The sequence below is a fragment of the Mycobacterium sp. IDUB_5 genome, assembly GCF_055419565.1.
Genome location: NZ_JBVAXX010000001.1, coordinates 742,308 through 763,630, shown reverse-complemented (window position 1 = coordinate 763,630; position 21,323 = coordinate 742,308). Strand labels below are relative to the sequence as shown.

The following is a 21,323-nucleotide window of genomic DNA, read 5'->3' as shown; positions in this document are numbered from 1 at the left end:
GTAGCCGCGGCAAGGTCGCCGCATAGGCATCAGGGCGCCACCCAACCGAACGCGTAGCCGCTGTGGAGGACGGCGGCACCGACGGCCGACGCCAGTGGCGCGGACATCATCGCCATCGCGAGCGCGGAGACGGCCGGCCGGTTCTGCACCAGCGCGGCGAGGAGGCTGCCGACGCTGCATGCGACGACGGCGAACAGCACGGCGAAAGTGGGCACCGCCTTGTCGATCGCATGGAACCACCAGAAGTAGTGACCCAGGCCTGCGGCGCCGGCGAGCAGCCACGTGCCGGCGACGATCAGCATGAACCGACCCCGCCCGAGGAACTGCGGGATGTCGACGAGCGGTGCCGAATGTGAGGGGACGGCCTCGGGGGTCGCCTGGTCGACGACGGATGCGGGGTCAGCCACCGGTGGCCACCTGGATCGCGGTGAGCACACCGAAGCACCCGGGACCGACGGCCAGGGTCATCGCACCCAACCCGGTGACCCAGCGCGTGCCCGACGCCAGGACCATCAGCAGGCCGACGACACCGGGAACACCGAGGATCAGACCGATGTCGAGGGCAGGCCGGTCCGTCGCGGTGAGGTCGACAGTGAGGAAGAGGGCACCCATCATGCCGAGGGCGACACCGACGATCATCACTGCGGCCAATACCGATGCGCGGGGCAGCGGGATCATCGTTCGACGATAACGCCGTGACCTGCAAAGTCCTTGGCGGCGCGCCCGGTCAGTCGGTCACCGGTCGGTCTCGATTCGGCGTCGGCGGCTCGTCGCGCAGAACCGAATGCCGGTGCGAGAGCACATCGGCGATCCCCTCGTCGGCGAGCCGACGCTGCTCGGCATCGGACAGTGTCTGGATGGTCCCGACCCGGGCAGCGATCTCCGGCCGGCGGCGTTTCAGGTATCCGTACCACCCGACGGCGAGCACCAGGAAGCCGGCGAACACGAAGGGCAGCACGTTGAAAGGGAATTCGGGCACGGGATAGAAGTTGCTGACTATCACGTAGAGCAGACCGAGCGCCGCGGCGAGCGACACCGCGAGCCGCGTGGGAGTCAGCGCCTTGATGCGGCGCAACCAGATCGGCGTCGCGATCACGACCAGCAGGTAGCTGATGAGGAAGCCCCAGTTCGCGACGTAGCCGCCGTAGACGTCGAACACGAGCCGACCGGCCGAGCTGAAGGTGGCGACGATCGCGAAGACCGCGGCGAGCGCACCGACGAACACCACACCGACCCAGGGCGTCCGGTGCGTGGGGTGGACGCGGCCGAACACGGCAGGCAGCGCTCCCTCGTGTCCGAACGTGAACAGCGATCGTGCCGCCGCCGTGGTCACCGCGGTCACGAAGACGATGAATGCGACACCCACCGCGGCGCTCACGACATAGTTCACCCATGACACCCCGACCGTGTCGGCGAGCTGCGGGAGAACCGCCTTGTCACCGTTGATGGCGCCGAAATGCAGGATCTGCGGGTAGGTCGCCAGGATGTAGAGCACCCCGATGAGGATCACCACCCGCAGCAGCGAGCGGGCGATGGTGCGGTGCGGGTCCTTGGCCTCGGCCCCCAGCGATGCCACGCTCTCGAAGCCCGCGTAGGAGCCCACGGCTGTCACCGCGGCGATGAACGTGCCGCCGCTGCCCAGGTGTGCGGGATTCCACTGTTCCCAGTCGATGCGCAGCCCGTACGCGATGTAGGACGCGACGATGATGACGAGGATGCTCGCGATCGCCAGCACCTCGAACGCCAGCTCGTAGCGCGCGGTGACCGATACTCCGCGGTAGGGCAGGTAGACCGCGACGGCCACCACCACGAGCACGAGGAGCAGCCTGAACCACGCCGATTGCGAACCCACGCCGACGGATTCGAGGAACGAGTCGAGGTACAGCACACCGCCGAGGGTGCCGGTGACGGCGAACCCGATGTACCCGAACAGCAGGCTGAAGCCGGCCGCGAACGCGAATCCAGGACCCAGCCCGTTGCCGGTGTAGGTGCCGAGCGAGCCGGAGGACACCGTGCGCTTGGCCTGGAAGCTGATGGTCGTCGCGATGAGGACCACGATGACCAACCCGATGACGGCGGCCCAGGCCGCACCCTTGCCGGCAGCGACGAACAGCGAGAACGGTACGACCGCGAGTGCAACGCTCGGCGCCGCGGCCGCCAGGCCTTGCGCGAACACACCCCAGGGCCCCAACGCATCTCGCTCGAGGCCGGTGGTGTCGGTAGTGGTCAGCGCGCGGCCGTCGACATCGACGGTCACCCCATCATCTGCCGGTGTGGTCGTGGTCATGCTGTCACCCTTTCGTGCGTATCCGCAGAACCGTTCCGGCGTGACTGATGCTGGCGGGAAACGGTTTTCATGACGTGGTGATGACGATGCCGCAGCGCGGCGGCAGGCGGCAGGCATCGGATCGCCGAGATTCTTTCGGCGGCCGCGTTGTGTCCCGTCAGGATGGAACGGTCTGGAACCGTTGCGGGACAGAGAGATCGAGGTGGTCGCGAAGTGTCGCCCCGCGGTACTCGTGGCGGAACAGCCCGCGTTTGCGCAGGATGGGGACCACCTGCTCGACGAAGTCCTCCAGTTGCCCGGGCAGGCCACTGTCCTGCAGGACGAAGCCGTCGCACGCCGATGCGAGAAACCAGTGCTCGATCTCATCGGCCACCCGCTCGGGAGTACCGAGAACGCTTGCTCCCCAACCGTTCACGGTACGGTAGAGGAACTCGCGCACGGTGGGGCTGTCGGCGGCCAGGGCACGGTACCCGGCCAGCGCCGTCTGGTGGGTCTGCGTGCTCGCCGGGAACGCCGAGGCGGGAACGGGGCCGTCCAGATCGGCCCCGGTGACGTCGACGTCGACTTCGAGTAGCCACCCCGCCTGGTATTCAGGGCTGAAATACTCGTATGCAGCGCGCTCGTTGCGGGCGACCTCGTCCTCGGTGGAGCCCAGCAGGAAGCGCAGCGACGGGGTGATCAGCGGTGCCGTGGCGCGGCCCACGGCACGGGCCTCACGATCGATCTGCCGGAAGAAGTCCTGAGCCCGCGCGAGCGTGCCCTGGCCGGTGAAGATGACTTCGGCATGCCGGGCGGCGAAACCCCGGCCGGTGTCCGACGAGCCGGCCTGGAACAGCACCGGGCGCCCCTGCGGAGACCGGGCGGAGCCGATGGGGCCACGGACGTCGAAGTAGCGGCCGTGGTGATCGGCGACGTGGATGGCGTTGACGTCGTTGAAGATGCCGGCCGCGCGGTCGTCGAGGACGGTCTCCTCCCCCCAGCCGTCCCAGAGGGATTGCACCACCGCGAGAGCCTCTTCGGCGATGGCGTAGCGCTCATCGTGGTCGACGACGCCGCGTGCGCTGAAATTGTTGGCGGCGGCTTCGGCGAAGCTGGTGACCAGGTTCCAGCCGGCTCGGCCGTCGCTGAGGTGGTCGAGTGAGAGGAGTTGGCGCGCAAGGTGATAGGGGTGGGCCAACGTGGCCGACCCCGTCACCACGAGTCCGATCCGTTCGGTCACCGACGACAGGGCCGCCGTCGTCGTGAGGGGTTCGAAGTCCTCGGTCGTCTTGTACGGCCAGGTGGCCGGCGGCCCGTAGTTCAGCCCGTCGGCGAAGAACAGCGCGTCGAAACCGCCGCGCTCCGCGGTGCGGGCCCGCTCGACGAGACGGCGCCGCACCCCGGCGGGGGTGTTGTCGGCGTCGGGGTGGCGCCACGGGCCGGCCGACCGAGTGTTCCCGAAGGCCAGTAGATGCAGTTCTCTCGGCACCCCCGTGACGTTATCGAGGCGGACCGCGGCAGCCGCCGATTAAACTCCGCCAGAACGCAATCGGCGAGGCAGCAGCCGGCTCAGCGGGGGTTTTTCTCGCCCGCTTCGACGGCCACCGGCAGGCGGTTCTCGGCCGGAGCCACCGGGCAGGTGGCAAAGTCGGTGAACGAGCACGGCAAGTTGGCGGCCCGGTTGAAGTCGACGATCACGGTCCCGTCGGGATCAGGTGAGGGAAGCGTCAGCGACCGGGCGGCCGGATAGGTGGTGACGCCACTCGTGGCGTCGGTGAACAGCACATGCAGGGACCCGTCCGGGCGCGCGAACGCGGTGAGCCGCAGCGGAACTCCGGCCACCTCGAGGTCGATGATCCCTGCGACGGTGTGGTGGTGTTCGAGGCCCTCGACGACAGCTCCCGTGGTGACCGTGCGTGGCTCGTCGTCGGGCGTGAAGTGGCCGATGCGGCGCCACTGCGGGTCGGGCGAGTAGGTCGGGATGCCGCGGAACGCCGCGAGGGTGGGCGCGGCGGGATCGTGCACCCGCAAGGCGACGGCACCGGTCCGGCGGATGACCTCGATCCGGCGGGGACCGTCGTCGACCAGCAGTCCGGGGGCACCTTCGACGGGCTCGAGCCGCGAGACCCCGGGGATGTCCTCGACGTCGACGCCCGCGGCATCGGCGCGCCATCGGCCGGGGAGATCGCCGACGGTCTCGAACTCCTCGCTCAACCAGTGGATGGCGGTAATCGCCACCCAACCGAGCGGATCGGCGTAGTAGCGCTCCCGCTCGGTGTGCCAGGCATGCCAGTCCGCGTGGAACTCGGCGGGCGTCTCGGTGGTGGGCGTCGTCATGGTCGCTCTCCTGTCGTGTGGGTGATGCGGTGGGTCAGCGGTTCACGCAGCCCGAGATGGCCGCGCAGGGTCGTATCGGTGTACTCGGTGCGATAGACGCCGCGGTCCTGCAGTTCAGGGATCAGCCAGTCGACGATCTCGTCGAGCCCGCCGGGCACCAGGTAGGGCGAGATGTTGAAGCCGTCGCTGGCGCCGTGTCGCACCCACCGGGTCAGCTCATCGGCGACCTGGCCGGGCGTTCCGGCGAATCCGGAGCGTTGCGAGGTCTCGATCGCCACCTCGCGCAGGGACAGGTGCTTGGCCTCGGCCAGTGCGCGCCATTCGCGAGCAATGGCGATCGGGTCCTTGCCGTCCCGCGCCGCACCGCGGGCCGCCGAGATCGGCGCGGCCACGGGGTCGTCGGCGGGCAGCGGGCCGTCGGGGTCGAGGTGGGACAGATCGCGGCCCCACACCTGACCGACGAGCGACAGCGCGGTCTGGCCCGTGTACTGGCCGTCGAGCACCCAGCGGACCTTCTCTTCGACCTCGGCGGGATGTTCGGCGAGGACGATCTGCGTGCCGGGGAGGACGAGGACGTCGTCGATGGGCCGACCTGCTGTGCGCAGGCGGACACGGATGTCGTCCGCGAAGGCCAGCGCGTCGTCGAAACGTGTTCCGTGCCTCGAGAAGATGACGTCGGCGTGGGCGGCGGCGAAGTCGCGCCCGGCCGACGAGTCTCCCGCCTGGAAGATGATCGGGTGGATCTGGGGGCTGCGGGGCACGGTGGGCGGCACAGAGATGTCGAATTGAGATGTCGAGATCTCCACCGGTGCCGGGCGTGCCGCGGTCGACCAGGCCGGTGCGTCGACCGAGCGCGCCGGACCGTCGTCGGGCCACGCATCCCAGATCGCCCGGGCGGCCGACAGGAACTGCCCGGCGCGTTCGTAGCGCAGCGCATGGTCGAGGAAGCCGCCGCGCCGGAAGTTCTCCCCCGTCCACGCGTTGTCGGTGGTCACCGCGTTCCAGCCGGCGCGCCCTCCTGACAGCAGGTCCAGACCCGCCAATCGCCGTGCCAGATCGGCGGGTTCGTTGTACGTGGTGTTCTGCGTGGCGACCAGGCCGATGCGTTCGGTGATGCCGGCCAGCGCCGCCAGTTGGGAGATCGCGTCGGGTCGTCCTGCGATGTCGAGATCGAGGATCTTGCCCTGCTGTTCGCGCAACCGCAGCCCTTCACCGAGGAAGAAGGCGTCGAACAGGCCCCGCTCGGCGGTGGTGACGATGCGGCGGAACGTCTCGAAGTCGATCTGTGAGCCGCTCTGCGGGTCCGACCAGATGGTGGTGTGGTTGACGCCCTGGAAGAAGACCCCGAGATGCAGCATGGCACTCGGCCGCGGTGTGTCGGCTGCGTTCATCAGCTCACCTCGAACCGGTTGGCGGGTCGGCCGAAACCCAAATTGGCGCGCAAGGTCGAGCCGGGGACGGGGCGGTGGGCCACCCCGGCGGCGAACAACGCAGGCAGGACGAGGCGGCCGAGGACGGGCAGGTCCTCGTGGAGCACCGTGGGTTGAAGTCGGACGCCGTCGGCATGACGGGACATCTCGATGAGGAGTTCAACCAATCCATCTGCTGCACCCACGAATTCGAGCGCGCCAGCGTGGTGGTGCCGGTGTCCGTCGAGCCAGGCCCGCCGATCTGCGCCGGGCATCTGCGGGGTGTCGAGGGTGATCGCCAGCTCGATGACCGCGGGCCCCGGGCTGTGCCGCGCGGCGTCGTTCGCCGCGCTCAGTTCGGACTCGCGGATGAGCACGACGTCGACCAGGTCCCGCTCGGCGTCCGTCCCGAACACGACGAGCTGGCCCTGCGGCGGCCGCGGCACGATGGCGGGCCCCTTGACCGAGTACGTCGCCCCGACGAAATCGACGTAGTGGAGCTTGTCGCGGTCCAGGAAGCGGCCGGTGGCGTAGTCACGGATCACCGCGTCGTCCTCCCACGAATCCCACAGTCGCCGAACGACATCGATGGCGTCGCGCTGCTCGACGTCCAGGTCGGCACCGGCTACCGCCGGTCTCCCCCAGGCATGTGCCGTCGCGGGGTCGGGAGCACGGGTGGGGAGCCAGCCGCCGCGTCCCCGGCTGGCGTAGTCGAGGGTGGCCAGTTGCGATGAGAGGTGGAACGGTTCGGCATACGTCGTCTCGGTCACCGGCACCAGGCCCAGTGTCGAGGTGGCCGCCGCGACGAAGCAGGCACGGGTGACCGCGTCGAGGCGGCCCATGGGCTGCCCTGTCGGCGGCAGCAGGGAGTCCTCGAACGTCGCGAACGTGAACCCCGCGTTCTCAGCGGCGCGCACGTTGCGCAGGAGTGTCGCACCGGTCAGGGATTCTGACGGCGGATTCGTGGCCCGCCGCCACGCTGCCGGATGGGTTCCCGCTCCGTCCAACTCGATACCGAGTGCGAAGACGCCGATGATCACACCTCTTCTCGATCGCGGGTCGGCGCGCCGGACCCTGCTGTGTCACCACGAACCGTGCGCCGGACCTGATCATTCCCCGGCATCGCCGTGTCAGCGCAGAGTCACCACCGCCATCGCGACACCCGCCACCGCCAGCACGGCATCGATTGCCACATCGAAGGTGCGGCGGTCGAGACGCCGGACGACGGGACGCGCCAGGAAGGGCCCGATCGCCAGGCAGACGCCGAGCATCAGCCCGCGCGCCACGACGGCCGTGTCGAGGACGCCGAACTGCCCGAACACGAGCATCTTCGCTGCGTACAGCACCAGTGCGCTCGCCGCCTCGGTGCCCAGAAACGCGGGACCGACGAGCCCGTAACCGGTGAAGACGGGCACGCTCAACGGACCCGTGGACAGGACCACACCGGTGAGGAAGCCGACCGCCGCGCCAGCGATACTCAGCAGCCAGCCCCGCACGCGGGCTCGCGCCAGCAGGCGGCGCCCTGGAATCATCGCGAGGAAAAAGACGGCGAGAAACGCCTCGACCGCCGTCTGCGGAACGGTCAGCAGCGTGTGCGCACCCAGAGCCGCCGCCGGTGCCCCCGGCACCGCGTAGAGCAGGGTGGCCCGCCAGTCGACGCGGGTCCACCAGGCGGCGACCCGCCCGACGTTGGCCAGGACGGCGCCGATCGCCATGATCGGAACCGCCTCGCGCGGTCCGTAGGAGGCGACCAGCAGGGGCAGCAGGATCAGCGACGACCCAGTGCCGACCAGGCCGCCGAGCAGGCCGGCGGCGAGTGCGACGATGGCGAGCAACGCGAAAGCGGACATGCGGACCTTCTCGACGGCCGCGGGGCGCGGCCGTCGGAGATCCTCCAGGCTTTTGTCCGTTCAGATGACCGCGGCCGTCCGGTGGCCGCGGTGGCGCCGCTCGGACCAGTCGTGCCGGCCGGCACCGGAACCCTAGGCGCTGTCGGACTTCACGCTACCCCGTGTCGCGCGGGTGAGCTCAGAAGTAGATGCCGGCGTACGGGGCCTCGCCGGTGGCGAAGAGGTCGTCGGCGACGGCGATCGCCGCCTCGTCCTTGACGGTCACGAGACCGGTCTGGGCGAGCGTCTCCCAGCGGGTGCCGCCCAGCAGGAGCGCACCCAGCGCGGCGGGCCCGAGAACGAGCTGCGGCGCCGAGGAGACCGGTTCCACGCCGGTCGCCGAGATGCGCAGTACCTGCGAGTTGTCGGGCAGCACAGCGTCTTCCACGCCGACGACGACGAAGCCTGCACGCCGAAAGGACCGTGCCGCCAGAGCGGCGTGGGCGTCGACCACGCGCAGCCACGTCTCGTCGCGGGTGCCGGTCACACGCACGGCGCGGCGGTCGGTGAGCAGCCAGTGCAGCGGATCGTCGAGTGGCAACGAGGCGAAGACGATCCGGTCGACGAGGTCGAGCCCGAGCAGGAACTGGATCAGCCCGGCGTACGCCTCGGGCGTCGGGGCGAAGAGGTCGGTGACGACGATCGCGTGATCGTCGGAGACGAACCAGTTGTCGGTCCCGATCGGGTGGTAGCGGGCGAATCCGTCTTCGGCCCCTTGGTTTCCGTGCACGGCCACGTAGGCGGGCCCGGCCGGCGCGCCGTGGCGGCGCGCTCCGTTCCACCACAGCGGGGTGCGGTCGATCGTGCCGGCGCGCTCCGGCCGGTGCCGCTCGGCGATCTGCGCCGGAACCGACCAGACCTCCTCGGGACGGAGTAATCGGACGGAACCACCGTGCGCGACCCCGGCACGGACCGTTGCGCGCTGCGTCGACACCTCGACGGACTGCGACGTCGTGGCCACCCCGTACCCGAACCGCTCGTAGATGGTGGCCTCAGACGCTCGCAGGGAGGCCACAGCCTCGCCGCGGCCGCGGATGTCGTGCAGCTGGTGGGTCAGCAGCGCGGTGGCGACGCCGCGACGGGTGGCCGACGCCGCGACTCCGACGTGGGTGACCGCGCCGTGTCCGATGCGGGCGCCCCCGGGCACGGTCAGGGTGTTGGTGGTCGAGTCGGCGGTACCCACCAGATCGCCGTCGAGGAAAGCACCCAGTGTCCGCCCGGGCTCGAGCAGGGTGCTGATCTCTCCCGGTGCGAGACCGGTCAGTGGCGGGAAGCCGATCATGGCCTCGCGGAACAGGTTGGCGGCGGCCAACAGGTCGTCCTCGCCGTCGAGCACACGGACGTCGATGCCCATCAGTTGCCCTGCCCGCCGCGGCCGAGGGCAGCGATGTTCGACAGCGGTTCGGTGCCGTTGACGAACCAGTCGCCGAGGATGCGCGCCTTGTACACCCGCGGGTTGTGGGACGCGAGCGTGCGGGCGTTGCGCCAGTGCCGGTCCAGGGCGAGTTCCTCGGAGACCCCCGATGCCCCGAGCGCGTCGAAGACCCGGGTGGTGGCGCGCAGCGCGGCGTCGATGATGACGAGCTGAGCCTGGGTGACGGCGACCTCGGCGTCGATCAGCCGCTGGTGGTGGTCGTGGTCGGCGCCGACTATGCGTCCGGCGACCACGTCGTCGAGCGACCGCGCCGCCGCACCGAGGGCCGCCTCCGCGCCGAAGCCGTCGGCCGACACCTCGCCGAGAATTGCGAGCAATTGCGCGTCGGCAGAGGGTGATTCGGTCAAGCCCTGCGGGTAGTTGCGGCGGCGGGCGATCAGCGCGGCCGTTCCGTCGCGCCGCGCGGCGCGGGTGATGCCGGTCAGCACGGCCAGCATCGCGATCTGGTAGAAATGCGCCTGGTACCCGAATCGCTCGGTGGCGGGGAAGACGTCGCCGATCGCAGCGGGCACGTCCGTGTAGCGGGCCGAGCCGCTCGCGGTGGTGCGCTGGCCGAAGCCGCGCCAGTCGTCGACCAGCGTGACGCCCTCGTCGGTGGCGCGCACGAGCGCAGTCCGCAGTTCGCCGTCCTCGTCGCGGCCTATCACGTCGAGCCAGTCGGCGTAGAGACTGCCTGTGGCGTAATACTTCTCGCCGTTGACGACGAAGTGGCCATCGGCGGCGGTCACGGTGCTGGTCATGTTCGCCAGTGTGACGTTGTTCGCCTCGGTCCATCCTCCTCCGACGAACTCGCCCGCGAGGAAGCGGCGCAGCCAGATGTCGTTGCCGGGTGACACGGCCGCGTTGAGGCGGTCCTCCACGAACGCCAGGTGATTGCGCCAGATGTGCGCGACGTTCGCGTCAGCCTCGCCGAGGTCGGCGAGCAGCAGGAACGTCTGCTCCAGAGAGGCGCCGAAACCACCGCGGTCGACGGGGATGCGCAGCGTGCCGAATGCCGCTTCCTTGAGCCACCCCACCTGCTCGTGGGGGAAGACCCGGTGCCGTTCCCTGGCGACGGAGTCTTCGGCGATCTTGTCGAGGACGGGGCGGAACTGCGCCCGCAACGCGCCGGTGTCGGCCGTGGGGTGCTGCAGATAGGTGCCGTGATCGGACATGTCGTCGACAGTGCCGCAGACCGGAGTCCTCGTCAGTACTCAGAATCCACGCGATCGGATTTCGACCCGGACCCTCTAGCGCAACGGCACCGGGCAGGCGTCGGCAGCTTCGGCCACGATGTGCGTGCCCGTCGAGACAGAAGCCGCGGGCCGTTCGCCACGCTCGTAGGCCGCCCCGGTGACCAGCGGCTCGTCCGCGAGCGCCGACAGCTCGTCGTCGGTGAACGCGCGGCCGCGCGTCAGGAACCGCATCCCCTCGGGTGCTTCGAGGCTGAACCCGCCGCCCCGGCCGGGCACCACGTCGATCACCAGCTGGGTGTGTTTCCACGCGTCGAACTGCGGGCCGGAGATCCACACCGGCACGCCGTCACCGACGTCGAAGATCGCCAGCAGCACGTCGCGGTCACCGACGACGAAGTCGCCGTCGGGGTAGCACATCGGCGACGACCCGTCGCAGCAGCCGCCGGATTGGTGAAACATCAACGCGCCGTGGCGTTCCTGCAGGGTCCGCAGCAGGTCAGCCGCAGCGGCGGTGATGAGGGCTCGATTCGGTGCGGGCACGCTAACCATCTTTCCCCAGTCGCGCGGCCCGGATGGCCGGCGCGGTCGACGGCGGCAGCAACGTCCGCCGGTCCGTCGGATAGCGGACCGTCAGCCCGACCGACGACGCGAAGCGGTAGGGCTGCGCGGCGAGCAACCCCGAGAACTGCTTGCGCAGCCGCGACATCTCGGCTCGCACCGTGACCACGCGGGTGCGGTCGCCGTAGAGGTCCTCGGCGAGTTCCGGCGCCGTGCGCCCCTGCGGCGAGTGCGCCAGCGCGCACAGGATCTCTGCGTGCCGCAGCGACAGGTCGTGGCGCCAGCTGCCGAACTCCCCCACCAGCCGCAGCGCCGGTTTGTCCGGATCGGCGAAGTCCAGTGTCACCTGCGACACCTGGGCGGCCGTCGCGTCGTCGTCGTTGTCGGCCAGCCGCACCAGCCACCCGCCGGGCAGGGGCTCGACCGCGCAGAGTCCCAGCGTCGCCAGCCACACCCGGCCCGGCCCCATCTGGTCCGGCAGCAGGATGCGGTTGTGCAGCGGCATCGCGTCGACCGCGGCCACCCAGCCCTCGGTGTCCACGGCCAGTGCCGGCGTGCCCATGCGGGCGAGGATCGGCGCGGCCACCGAGCGCAGGCGGTTCAGCGTGCGGTCATGCTCGGAGCGCAGGTGCGATTCGGCGAGCCGGGCGACGGCGTCGACGAGCGCGATCGTGGTCGGGTGGACGGTGGCCGCCGGCCCGGAGACATCGACGACACCGAGCACCTGACCGGTCCGCGGGTCCCGGATCGGGGCACCGGCGCACGTCCACGCGTGGTGGCTGCGCAGGAAATGTTCGGCGGAGAACACCTGGACGGCGCGCTGCGCGGCCAGCGCGGTGCCGATCGCGTTGGTGCCCACGGCACCTTCGCCCCAGTGCGCGCCCTCGACGAAGCCGAGCCGGTCGGCGTTGCTGAGCACCGACGGTGATCCCGAGCGCCACAGCACCCGCCCGGTCGCGTCGGCGACGACGAGGATGTTCTCGCCGTCGGCGACCAGCGACTCCAGCCCGTGGGAGATCTCGCCGAGCACCTCCATCAGGCCCGACGCGCGGCGCAGTGCCTCCAGGCCGCCGGTTTCGACCACCGGGGTGTCGCTGGGTTCGACACCGCTGGCCAGCAGGCGCTGCCACGAGTCGCCGATGACCTCGCGGGGACGGGCAGGTGCGCGATGCCCGGCCATCGTCGCGTCGTAGACAGCCGACATCAGCCGCGCATAGCTGCGCGGATCCTCCCCGACGGCGACGGCGGGTTCAGGCACGGACTGCATCACCTGCGATTGTGCTCTCCATCTCAGCGGTAGACCAGGCCGCCGTCGATCAGCCCGGCCTGGCCGGTCATGTAGTCGGCGTCGGGGCCGGCGAGATAGGACACGAAACCGGCGACGTCGTCGGGGGTTTCGGCGCGCCCGAGCGCGATGCCGCCGACGAATTTGTCGTAGGTCTCGCCCTCGGCGGCGCCGGTCAGTTCGGCGAAGCGCTTGTCGATCTCGACCCACATGTCGGTGCCGACCACCCCGGGGCAGTACGCGTTGACGGTGATGCCGTCGGCGGCGTGCTCCTTGGCCGCGGCCTGGGTCAGCGCGCGGACGGCGAACTTCGTGGCGCTGTAGGGCCCGAGCATCGCGAAGCCGTCGTGGCCGGCGATCGACGAGGCGTTGATGATCTTGCCCGGCTTCTTGGCGCCGGTGAAGTGCGCCACCGCGGCTTGGATACCCCACAGCACGCCGTCGACGTTGATGGCCCAGAGCTTCTTCAGCTCCTCAGGCGTGACGTCGGTGATCGGTCCGACCAGTGCGATGCCGGCGTTGTTGACCATGATGTCCAGGCCGCCGAGCGCACTCGCCGTGTGATCGACGGCCGCGAACACCTGGTCGCGATCGCTGACGTCTGCGACGAATGTGCTTGCTTTGGAACCGATCTCGGCGATTTCATCGGCGACCGTCGCGATGCCGTCGGCCGTCACGTCGACCAGCGCCACGTCGGCGCCGTCGCGTGCCAGCCTCAGCGCGATTCCTCGGCCGATGCCGCGGCCGGCTCCGGTGACCAGTGCGACCTTTCCGTTGAGAGACATGTCAATTCGCTCCGTTCGGATCGACCAGAACCTTCATTTTGGTGCCGGCGTGCAACGCTTCGAAGCCCTCGTCCACGACGTCGTCGAGCGGGATGCGGGTCACCCAGCCGGTGGTGTCGTACCGGCCGTCGGCCATCAGCGCAATCACCGCTTCGAAGTCCGCCCCGGTGTAGCAGAGCGAACCCTGGATGCGGGACTCGTTCATCACCAGGTTGAGAAGCGGTGTCTCGAGGGGCTTTTCGTAGATCGCCACACTGATCATCGGCCGCCGGGAGCCGACGCACGCCAGTGCGGTGCTCACCGCAGGCGCCACCCCCGCCGCGTCGAACACCGCGTCGGCACCGGCGCCGGAGGTGTGGTCGGCGATGTACGCGGGCACGTCGGTGGCGGTCGGGTCGAGTGTCCGCGCGCCGAGCGCCTCGATGGCCGCACGCCGGGTGGGAGACGGCTCGACGACGAACACGTCCTCGAGTCCCTTGCCGCGCAACGCGAACCACAGTCCGATGCCGATCGGTCCGGCGCCGAACACCATCGCGGTGTCACCGTCTTTGACGTCACCGAGGGTGGCGGCGTGATAGGCGACCGACATGGGTTCGACGAGTGCGCCCAGCTCCAGCGAGACGCTGTCGGGCAGCCGGTGCAGCATCGATGTCGGCACCACCGTGGACTCGGCCATGCCGCCGTCGGACATGAGTCCGTGGAAGCCGATCTGCTGACAGACGTTGTAGTTGCCGGCGCGACACGGCCCGCACTGGTCGCATTTGTAGATCGGTTCGACGGCGACGCGGTCGCCTTCGTTCCACCCGGTGACGCCGTCGCCGACGGCGGTGATGGTGCCGGAGAACTCGTGACCCATCGTGAGTGGCAGCTGCGCGCCGGTCAGCGGGTGCGGCGAAGTCGGCACGAAGATGGGGCCGGCGTAGTACTCGTGCAGATCGGTGCCGCACATGCCGTTGAAGCCGACCTGCAGCTTGACGGTGCCGGGGCGGACGTCGGGTTCGGCGACGTCGTCGATCTCGAGCTTGTTCGGGCCGTAGTACACAGCTGCTTTCATGTCGCATGTCTATGTGACCGCGACCACACGCGAAAGAGTTGCAGGGGGTTGCAGCGCTGTCAGGCCTCGTGAACTGACTCGAGGTGGCGGCGGGCCATCTCGCCCAGCGCCACGATGCCCCGCGCCATCTGCATCCCGACCTGGCCGGGATCGCTGGGCAAACGCCCGCGAAGATTGCCGGTACGCCACAGGGTGGCCAATCCGTGCGAGAGCGCCCATCCCGCGACCACCACCCCGGTGACATCGTCGATCTGCGAGGCGCCCGCACTGGAGCGTGCCGTCTCGTAGAGAAGCTCGAAAGCCGCGTCGCGCGCTTGCCGGAGCTCGGGGTCGTCGGCGCGGTGGAGATCCGGCCGGAACATCACCTCGTAGTGACCGGGATGCGTGAGCGCGAACAGGACATAGGCCGCGCCGCCGGCGAAGAATCCGTCCGACCCCGCGGCAGCGGCGCCGATCGCAGCACGGGCCAGGCGGAACCCCTCGGTCGCGACGGCGGTGAACAAGCCCGCCTTGTCTCCGAACTGGTAGGCCAGCGCCGCGTGGGTCACCCCGGCCGCCCGGGCGATGGCCCGCATGCTGACGCCGGCAGCGCCGACCCGCTCCACCTCGGCGACAGCCGCGGTGATCGAGGCTTCGCGCAGGTGACCGTGGTGATAAGAGCCCGTACTCGTCGCCATCGGGCGAGCGTAGCGCATATCTGACCATTGATAAGATCACCGGACTAAGGCAAACTGGCCAGTGGTAAGTTCTCACCGACCAGGGAGCAGCCAATGGACACCTACGACGTCGTCATCGTCGGCGCGCGGTGCGCCGGCTCTCCGCTGGCGGCCACGTTGGCACGCCGGGGACTACGGGTCTGCGTATTGGACAAGGCGCATTTTCCGTCCGAGACCCCGTCGACCCACGTCATCCAACCGCGCGGGGCGGCTGCGCTGCAGCGGCTCGGCGCACTGGACGCCGTCCTCGCAGCCGGTGCAGCGCGGATCACCCGGTTCTCGATGGTCAGCGACGACGTCCACATCAACGACGAGTTCGACCGCGCGCACTTCCCGCTGCCGGGACTCTGCGTTCGCCGCGTGACGTTGGATGCCGCACTGCTCGACACCGCAGCGGGGGCAGGCGCCGAGGTGCGCACCGGCGTGAAGGTGACCGGCGTGATCACCGCCGCGCACAGGGCAGTCGGGGTCCGCACCGACCAGGGCCCGATCCGCGCACGGCTCGTGGTGGGCGCCGATGGACGCCATTCGACGGTTGCTAAAAGTGTTGGTGCACAGGAGTATTCGACGACTCCGATGGGAAGATTGCCGATCTGGGGTTACTTCGACGGAGTCGAGGACCCCGAGGACCGCATCCGGATCGCGCGGATCGGCGAGAACGGCTACCTGGCCAGCCCCACCGACGGCGGTTTGTACATGGTGTGCGTCGCCACCGGAGCCAAGAGCGACATCGACCGTGCACAGGTCTTCGACGCCGCGATCACGGACTGGCCCGAGCTCGCCGAACTGCTGGCCGGCGCTCGTCGCACCGGTCCGCTGCGGGTGATGGCGAAGTGGCACGGCTACTTCCGGCAGTCGGCGGGCCCCGGCTGGGTTCTGGTCGGCGACGCCGGCCACTTCAAGGACTTCACCCCCGGTCAGGGCATCGCGGACGCGTTGTGCCAAGCCGAACGTCTCGCCGACGTCCTGCCGACCGACCTCACCGACGGGCGTCTGATCGACGCCGCCACCCGTCGCTGGTGGCAGTGGCGCGACCGCGATGCGTACGCCATGCACTGGTTCGCCACCGACATGGGCGCGCCCGGCGCGCCCCCCGCAGTGCTCACCGAAGTGCTGCGCGACATCGCCGGCAATGCAGACGCCCGCCGCACCCTGATGCAGGTGCTCAACCACGAGATCGCACCGAAACGGCTCCTCACACCGCGCCGCGTCGTGATCGCCACGGCCCGCGCGATGCGCAAGCGGCCCTGCGAGACGACGCGCGAGGTCTTGGCCACGGTCCGTACTGAGGTGCGCCGCGCCCGTTCCACCCGGCGGACGCCGCCGGGTTAGTTGCAACGCTTCGCAACTCTTGTCAGCCCCGCCCAACACAGTGTGGTCTGGCTCACATGACTTCCACTCTCGACCCGCAAACCACAACACAGCTCACCCCTGCGCAGCGCGTCGACGCTTGGCTGGCCGACTTCGAGGCGGCGCTGGCCGTCCGTGACATCGAGCGCGTCGCGGCCATGTTCGCCGTCGACAGCTTCTGGCGTGACCTGGTCTCCTTCACCTGGAACCTCAAGACGCTCGAGGGCCGTGACCAGATCACCGACATGCTGACCGCCCGGCTCGCCGAGACCGACCCGTCGGGGTTCAGCACCCGGGAGGAACCGACCCAGGATGGCGACGTCGTCTCCGCGTTCATCGAGTTCGAGACGGCCGCGGGCCGCGGGACCGGGCACTTGAGGATCAAGAGCGACGACGGCACCGACCAGGCCTGGACGCTGCTCACCGCGCTGCAGGAGCTCAAGGGCCACGAGGAGCGCAAGGGCGCCAGCCGCGTCATGGGCGCCGTGCACGGCGACGACCCGGACCCGCGGTCGTGGGCGGAGAAGAAGGCCGCTGAAGACGCCGAGCTGGGCCGCACCATCCAGCCCTACACGCTGGTCATCGGCGGCGGGCAGGGCGGCATCGCGCTGGGCGCGCGCCTGCGCCAGCTCGGGGTGCCCGCGATCGTGGTGGATAAGCACGAGCGGCCCGGCGACCAGTGGCGCAAGCGCTACAAGTCGCTGTGCCTGCACGATCCGGTCTGGTACGACCACCTGCCCTACCTGCCGTTCCCGCAGAACTGGCCGGTGTTCGCGCCCAAGGACAAGATCGGCGATTGGCTGGAGTTCTACACCCGCGTGATGGAGGTGCCGTACTGGTCGAAGACGACGTGCCTGTCCGCGGCGTTCGACGAGGACTCCCAGAAGTGGACCGTGGAGGTGGACCGCGACGGCGAACGCCTCACGCTGCACCCGACCCAGCTGGTGCTGGCGACCGGCATGTCCGGCAAACCCTACGTGCCGACCTTGTCCGGGCAGGACGTCTTCCGCGGCGAGCAACACCACTCGTCGCAGCACCCCGGCCCGGACTCCTACGCAGGCAAGAAGGCTGTCGTGATCGGGTCGAACAACTCCGCTCACGACATCTGCAAGGCGCTCTACGAGAACGGCGTCGACGTGACGATGGTGCAGCGGTCCTCCACCCACATCGTCAAATCCGACACCCTGATGGACATCGGCCTGGGCGACCTGTACTCGGAGCGGGCGCTGGCCGCGGGCATGACGACCGAGAAGGCCGACCTGACGTTCGCTTCACTGCCGTACCGGATCATGCACGAATTCCAGATCCCGCTGTACGACCAGATGCGGGAGCGCGACAAGGAGTTCTACGACCGCCTGGCGGCCGCCGGCTTCGAATTGGATTGGGGCGCTGACGGTTCCGGGCTGTTCATGAAGTACCTGCGCCGCGGGTCGGGCTACTACATCGACGTCGGCGCCTGCGACATGGTCGCCGACGGTCGGATCAAGCTCGCCCACGGCCAGGTCGACCGCCTGACCGAGAACTCGGTGCTGCTCGCCGATGGCACCGAGCTGCCCGCCGACGTGGTGGTCTACGCGACGGGATACGGCTCGATGAACGGCTGGGCGGCGGATCTGATCGGCCAGGACGTCGCCGACAAGGTCGGCAAGGTGTGGGGTCTGGGCAGCGACACCCCGAAGGATCCCGGGCCGTGGGAGGGCGAGCAGCGCAACATGTGGAAGCCCACGCAGCAGCCCAACCTGTGGTTCCACGGCGGGAATCTGCACCAGTCACGGCACTATTCGCTGTATTTGGCGCTGCAGCTCAAGGCCCGCTACGAGGGCATGCACACCCCGGTGTACGGACTGCAGGAGGTGCACCACCTGAGCTGAGTCAGGCGGCGTCGGACTGCCGGATCTGGTTGCCGCCGGCCCGTTTCGCCTCGTACATGGCCATGTCGGCGGCGGCGATGACCCGCTCGATCACCGTGCGGGTGTCGGCGGCCGGGTCGCCTACCGCGAGTCCGGCGACACCCAGGCTCGCGGTCACATGCCACGGGTTCGACGCGATCGCCGAACACAACCGCCGAGCCAGCAGGTCCATCTCGCCGGGCGGGCAGGCCTGGGCGACCACGAATTCCTCACCGCCCACGCGGGCCGGGAGGGCGCCCGATCCGCACGCGGCGCGCAGTCTGCCGGCCACGTCGACGAGGACCCGGTCACCGATCGCGTGGCCCAGTGTGTCGTTGAGGCGCTTGAACCCGTCCAGGTCGATCATCACCACGCTGAAACTGCCCGAGCCGCGGCGGGCCGCGTCGGCGATCATGGCGCGCGCCGACCGCCGGAACCCCCGGCGATTGGTCAGCCCGGTCAAAGGATCGGTCGACACGGCGTCGTTCCACAGCAGCCGCGTCAGGATCTGGCCGCCAAAAGGGACCGTCAGCAACCCGCCGATGGACATCAGCAGGGTGGCCACCCCGAGGGCCGCGTCACCAGCCACCGCCATCCGCACCGCACAGATGAGGGCCGTTCCGAGCGCGACGCCGACGCTGACGACGAGCAGGCGGGGGCTGTGCGCCGAGGCCACGTAGGCCGCCAACCCGACGAAGGCCCAGCAGGTCAGCAGCCCGGCGTGCGGGTCGGACTGGGCCAGCGCGACGACAGCCAGTGCGGCGCTGCCGCTCACCGAGTACACCGCCGACTGGCGTCGGGTGGGCCACCGCCGGGCGTAGGCGATGGCGATTGCGGCGAATCCCGCGGCGGCCACCAGCACCATTCCGCGCGCGGCCCCGTGCGGACCGGCGGGACTGATCGTCGTCAACGCGACGGCGACGGCGAGCACCGCCATGATCGTGGCCATCATCGACGAGGAGACACTCAACAGCCGCCGCGACGCGAGGTAGCCCGTCAGCCACTCGTAGCGGTCGGGCTGTCGCCACCACTGTCGGATGTGGTCCACCACCGCCCCCGATTCTCACCTGGGGCGATAGTACCGAGCACGCCGGTTGCCGCGACCGATTCGAACGTCGTCGACGCAGGTGCGCAGAATGGGGGCGTGACCAATCCCCCGCAGACGGACGATCCGTTCCTCTGGCTCGAGGAGATCACCGGCGACGACGCGCTCGCCTGGGTGCGTGCGCACAACGATCCGACCATCGCCGAGCTCAGTGGCGAACGCTTCGAGCAGATGCGCGCCGACGCCCTCGATGTCCTCGACACCGACACCCGGATCCCCTACGTGCGCCGGCGCGGCGAGTATCTCTACAACTTCTGGCGCGACGCGACGAATCCGAAAGGTCTGTGGCGCCGCACCACGCTCGAGAGCTACCGGTCGGAAACCCCGGAGTGGGACGTCGTCATCGACGTCGACGAGCTCGCCCGCACCGACGGACAGAACTGGGTGTGGGCGAGTGCCGACGTCATCGAACCCGATCACGGGCGCGCCCTGGTCAGCCTCTCCCGGGGCGGGTCGGACGCGGCGGTGGTTCGGGAGTTCGACATGGCGACGCGCTCGTTCGTCGACGGCGGATTCGAATTGGCCGAAGCCAAGTCGCAGAGCAGCTGGGTCGACGAGGACACCCTGCTGGTCGGCACCGACTTCGGCGACGGGTCGCTCACCGAGTCGGGCTATCCGCGGGTGGTGAAACGCTGGTCGCGCGGCACGCCACTCGAGGAGGCCGAGACGATCTTCGCGGGCGACCCGGCCGATGTACTGGTCGCGGCGTCGGTGGATCGCACCCCGGGCTTCGAACGCACGTTGATCAGCCGCGCGCTCGACTTCTTCAACGAGGAGGTCTACGAGCTGCGCGGTGCCGAGTTGATCCGCATCGACACCCCGACCGACGCCAGCATCTCGATCCACCGCAGCTGGCTGTTGATCGAGCTGCGCAGCGACTGGCACTACAGTTACGGAACGGGCACCCAGCATTATCCCGCCGGTTCGCTGTTGGCCGCCGACTACGACCAATTCCTCTCCGGTAGTGCCGAGTTGACCCGCGTGTTCACCCCGGACCGGCACACCAGCCTGCACCACTACGGCTGGACCCGGGACCGGCTGGTGCTCGTCACGCTCGCCGACGTCGCCAGCCACGTCGAGGTGGTGACACCCGGTTCGTGGACCAGCGAGCCGGTGGCCGGACTGCCGGACAACACCACCGTGTCACTGGTCGGCGTCGACCATCACGGTGACGAGATCTTCTGCGACTGTTCGGATTTCATCACACCGTCGCGGTTGCTCTACGGGTCGGCGGGCGGTGCCCTCACCGAGATCAAGCGGGCGCCGTCGTTCTTCGACGCGGCCGACCTCGAGGTGCAGCAGTACTTCGCGCCGTCCGACGACGGCACCGCGGTGCCGTACTTCGTGGTGGGGCACCGTCACACGCAGAGCACGGGGCCGACGCTGCTCGGCGGCTACGGCGGTTTCGAGGTGGCCCGCACCCCGTACTACGACGGCGTGCTGGGCAGACTGTGGCTCTCCCGGGGTGGCACCTACGTGCTGGCCAACATCCGCGGCGGAGGTGAGTACGGGCCGACGTGGCACACCCAGGCAATGCGTGAGGGCCGCCATCTCGTCGCCGAGGACTTCGCCGCCGTGGCAAGAGATCTCGTCACCCGCGGCATCACCACGGTGGATCAGCTGGGCGCCCAGGGCGGCAGCAACGGCGGGCTGTTGATGGGCATCATGCTCACGCAGTACCCGGAGCTGTTCGGCGCGCTGGTGTGCAGCGTGCCACTACTCGACATGAAGCGGTTCCACCTGCTGCTCGCAGGCGCTTCCTGGGTGGCTGAGTACGGCGATCCGGATGATCCGGACGACTGGGAGTTCATCTCGAAATACTCCCCCTATCAGAACATCTCGGCGCAGCGCCGCTATCCGCCGGTGCTGATCACCACCTCGACGCGCGATGACCGCGTGCATCCCGGCCACGCGCGGAAGATGACCGCTGCGCTGGAGGCGGCCGGGCACTCGGTGCGGTATTACGAGAACACCGAGGGTGGGCACGCGGGCGCGGCGGACAATCCGCAGATCGCGTTCCGCGCCGCGATGATCTACGAATTCTTGTTACAGACCCTGGGAGGGAACTGA

General features: G+C 69.4%; 19 protein-coding genes. 3 read left to right on the top strand and 16 right to left on the bottom strand.

Annotation, left to right across the window (positions count from 1 at the left end):
- Positions 1-29: 29 nt before the first annotated feature.
- The 15 genes from ACZY1G_RS03710 to ACZY1G_RS03640 all read right to left on the bottom strand — a co-directional run bounded on the left by ACZY1G_RS03710 (position 30) and on the right by ACZY1G_RS03640 (position 14,870).
- Positions 30-407, bottom strand: a complete 378-nt coding sequence (locus ACZY1G_RS03710) for a hypothetical protein (protein ID WP_463821629.1) — start codon at positions 405-407, stop codon at positions 30-32.
- Positions 400-678, bottom strand: coding sequence for a putative holin (locus ACZY1G_RS03705; protein WP_463821628.1), 279 nt, complete (start codon positions 676-678; stop codon positions 400-402). Before ACZY1G_RS03705 ends, ACZY1G_RS03710 begins: the two co-directional genes overlap by 8 nt.
- A gap of 49 nt (positions 679-727) precedes the next feature.
- Entirely contained in the window at positions 728-2,287 is a 1,560-nt protein-coding gene (locus ACZY1G_RS03700; protein WP_463821627.1) for an APC family permease, read from the bottom strand.
- Between the two features lie 157 nt (positions 2,288-2,444).
- A complete protein-coding gene (locus tag ACZY1G_RS03695) occupies positions 2,445-3,755 on the bottom strand; it encodes an NtaA/DmoA family FMN-dependent monooxygenase (RefSeq protein ID WP_463813677.1) in 1,311 nt (436 codons plus the stop codon).
- A gap of 80 nt (positions 3,756-3,835) precedes the next feature.
- Positions 3,836-4,603 (bottom strand): DUF1684 domain-containing protein, encoded by a 768-nt coding sequence (locus tag ACZY1G_RS03690; protein ID WP_463813676.1) that lies wholly within the window; start codon positions 4,601-4,603, stop codon positions 3,836-3,838.
- On the bottom strand, positions 4,600-5,994 hold the full coding sequence (locus tag ACZY1G_RS03685; protein ID WP_463821626.1) for an NtaA/DmoA family FMN-dependent monooxygenase: 1,395 nt from the start codon (positions 5,992-5,994) through the stop codon (positions 4,600-4,602). The genes ACZY1G_RS03690 and ACZY1G_RS03685 overlap by 4 nt, the downstream gene beginning before the upstream one ends.
- Positions 5,994-7,046, bottom strand: coding sequence for an LLM class flavin-dependent oxidoreductase (locus tag ACZY1G_RS03680; RefSeq protein ID WP_463821786.1), 1,053 nt, complete (start codon positions 7,044-7,046; stop codon positions 5,994-5,996). Before ACZY1G_RS03680 ends, ACZY1G_RS03685 begins: the two co-directional genes overlap by 1 nt.
- 96 nt (positions 7,047-7,142) lie before the next feature.
- Complete coding sequence (locus ACZY1G_RS03675; protein ID WP_463813674.1) at positions 7,143-7,862, bottom strand: sulfite exporter TauE/SafE family protein; 720 nt, start codon at positions 7,860-7,862, stop codon at positions 7,143-7,145.
- A gap of 178 nt (positions 7,863-8,040) precedes the next feature.
- Complete coding sequence (locus ACZY1G_RS03670; protein ID WP_463813673.1) at positions 8,041-9,255, bottom strand: GNAT family N-acetyltransferase; 1,215 nt, start codon at positions 9,253-9,255, stop codon at positions 8,041-8,043.
- On the bottom strand, positions 9,255-10,490 hold the full coding sequence (locus tag ACZY1G_RS03665; protein ID WP_463821625.1) for an acyl-CoA dehydrogenase family protein: 1,236 nt from the start codon (positions 10,488-10,490) through the stop codon (positions 9,255-9,257). Before ACZY1G_RS03665 ends, ACZY1G_RS03670 begins: the two co-directional genes overlap by 1 nt.
- A 75-nt stretch (positions 10,491-10,565) precedes the next feature.
- Positions 10,566-11,051, bottom strand: coding sequence for a DUF779 domain-containing protein (locus ACZY1G_RS03660; RefSeq protein WP_463821624.1), 486 nt, complete (start codon positions 11,049-11,051; stop codon positions 10,566-10,568).
- A gap of 1 nt (position 11,052) precedes the next feature.
- The gene (locus tag ACZY1G_RS03655; RefSeq protein ID WP_463813670.1) at positions 11,053-12,336 is read right to left on the bottom strand and encodes a GAF domain-containing protein; all 1,284 of its coding nucleotides are present in this window, start codon (positions 12,334-12,336) and stop codon (positions 11,053-11,055) included.
- Between the two features lie 23 nt (positions 12,337-12,359).
- The gene (locus tag ACZY1G_RS03650) at positions 12,360-13,139 is read right to left on the bottom strand and encodes an acetoin reductase (protein ID WP_463821623.1); all 780 of its coding nucleotides are present in this window, start codon (positions 13,137-13,139) and stop codon (positions 12,360-12,362) included.
- 1 nt (position 13,140) lies between these two features.
- A complete protein-coding gene (locus ACZY1G_RS03645; RefSeq protein ID WP_463821622.1) occupies positions 13,141-14,193 on the bottom strand; it encodes a 2,3-butanediol dehydrogenase in 1,053 nt (350 codons plus the stop codon).
- Between the two features lie 59 nt (positions 14,194-14,252).
- Positions 14,253-14,870 carry a TetR/AcrR family transcriptional regulator gene (locus ACZY1G_RS03640; RefSeq protein WP_463813667.1) on the bottom strand — a complete coding sequence of 206 codons (618 nt, stop codon included), beginning with the start codon at positions 14,868-14,870 and terminating at the stop codon, positions 14,253-14,255.
- Positions 14,871-14,963: 93 nt separating this feature from the next.
- On the opposite strand from ACZY1G_RS03640, the gene ACZY1G_RS03635 reads away from it, so the two are divergent.
- A complete protein-coding gene (locus ACZY1G_RS03635) occupies positions 14,964-16,241 on the top strand; it encodes an NAD(P)/FAD-dependent oxidoreductase (RefSeq protein WP_463813666.1) in 1,278 nt (425 codons plus the stop codon).
- A 56-nt stretch (positions 16,242-16,297) separates the two neighbouring features.
- Positions 16,298-18,130 (top strand): NAD(P)-binding domain-containing protein, encoded by a 1,833-nt coding sequence (locus tag ACZY1G_RS03630; RefSeq protein ID WP_463821621.1) that lies wholly within the window; start codon positions 16,298-16,300, stop codon positions 18,128-18,130.
- Position 18,131: 1 nt separating this feature from the next.
- On the opposite strand, the gene ACZY1G_RS03625 is transcribed toward ACZY1G_RS03630, so the two are convergent.
- A complete protein-coding gene (locus ACZY1G_RS03625; protein ID WP_463821620.1) occupies positions 18,132-19,199 on the bottom strand; it encodes a GGDEF domain-containing protein in 1,068 nt (355 codons plus the stop codon).
- A gap of 93 nt (positions 19,200-19,292) precedes the next feature.
- On the opposite strand from ACZY1G_RS03625, the gene ACZY1G_RS03620 reads away from it, so the two are divergent.
- The gene (locus ACZY1G_RS03620; protein WP_463821619.1) at positions 19,293-21,323 is read left to right on the top strand and encodes a prolyl oligopeptidase family serine peptidase; all 2,031 of its coding nucleotides are present in this window, start codon (positions 19,293-19,295) and stop codon (positions 21,321-21,323) included.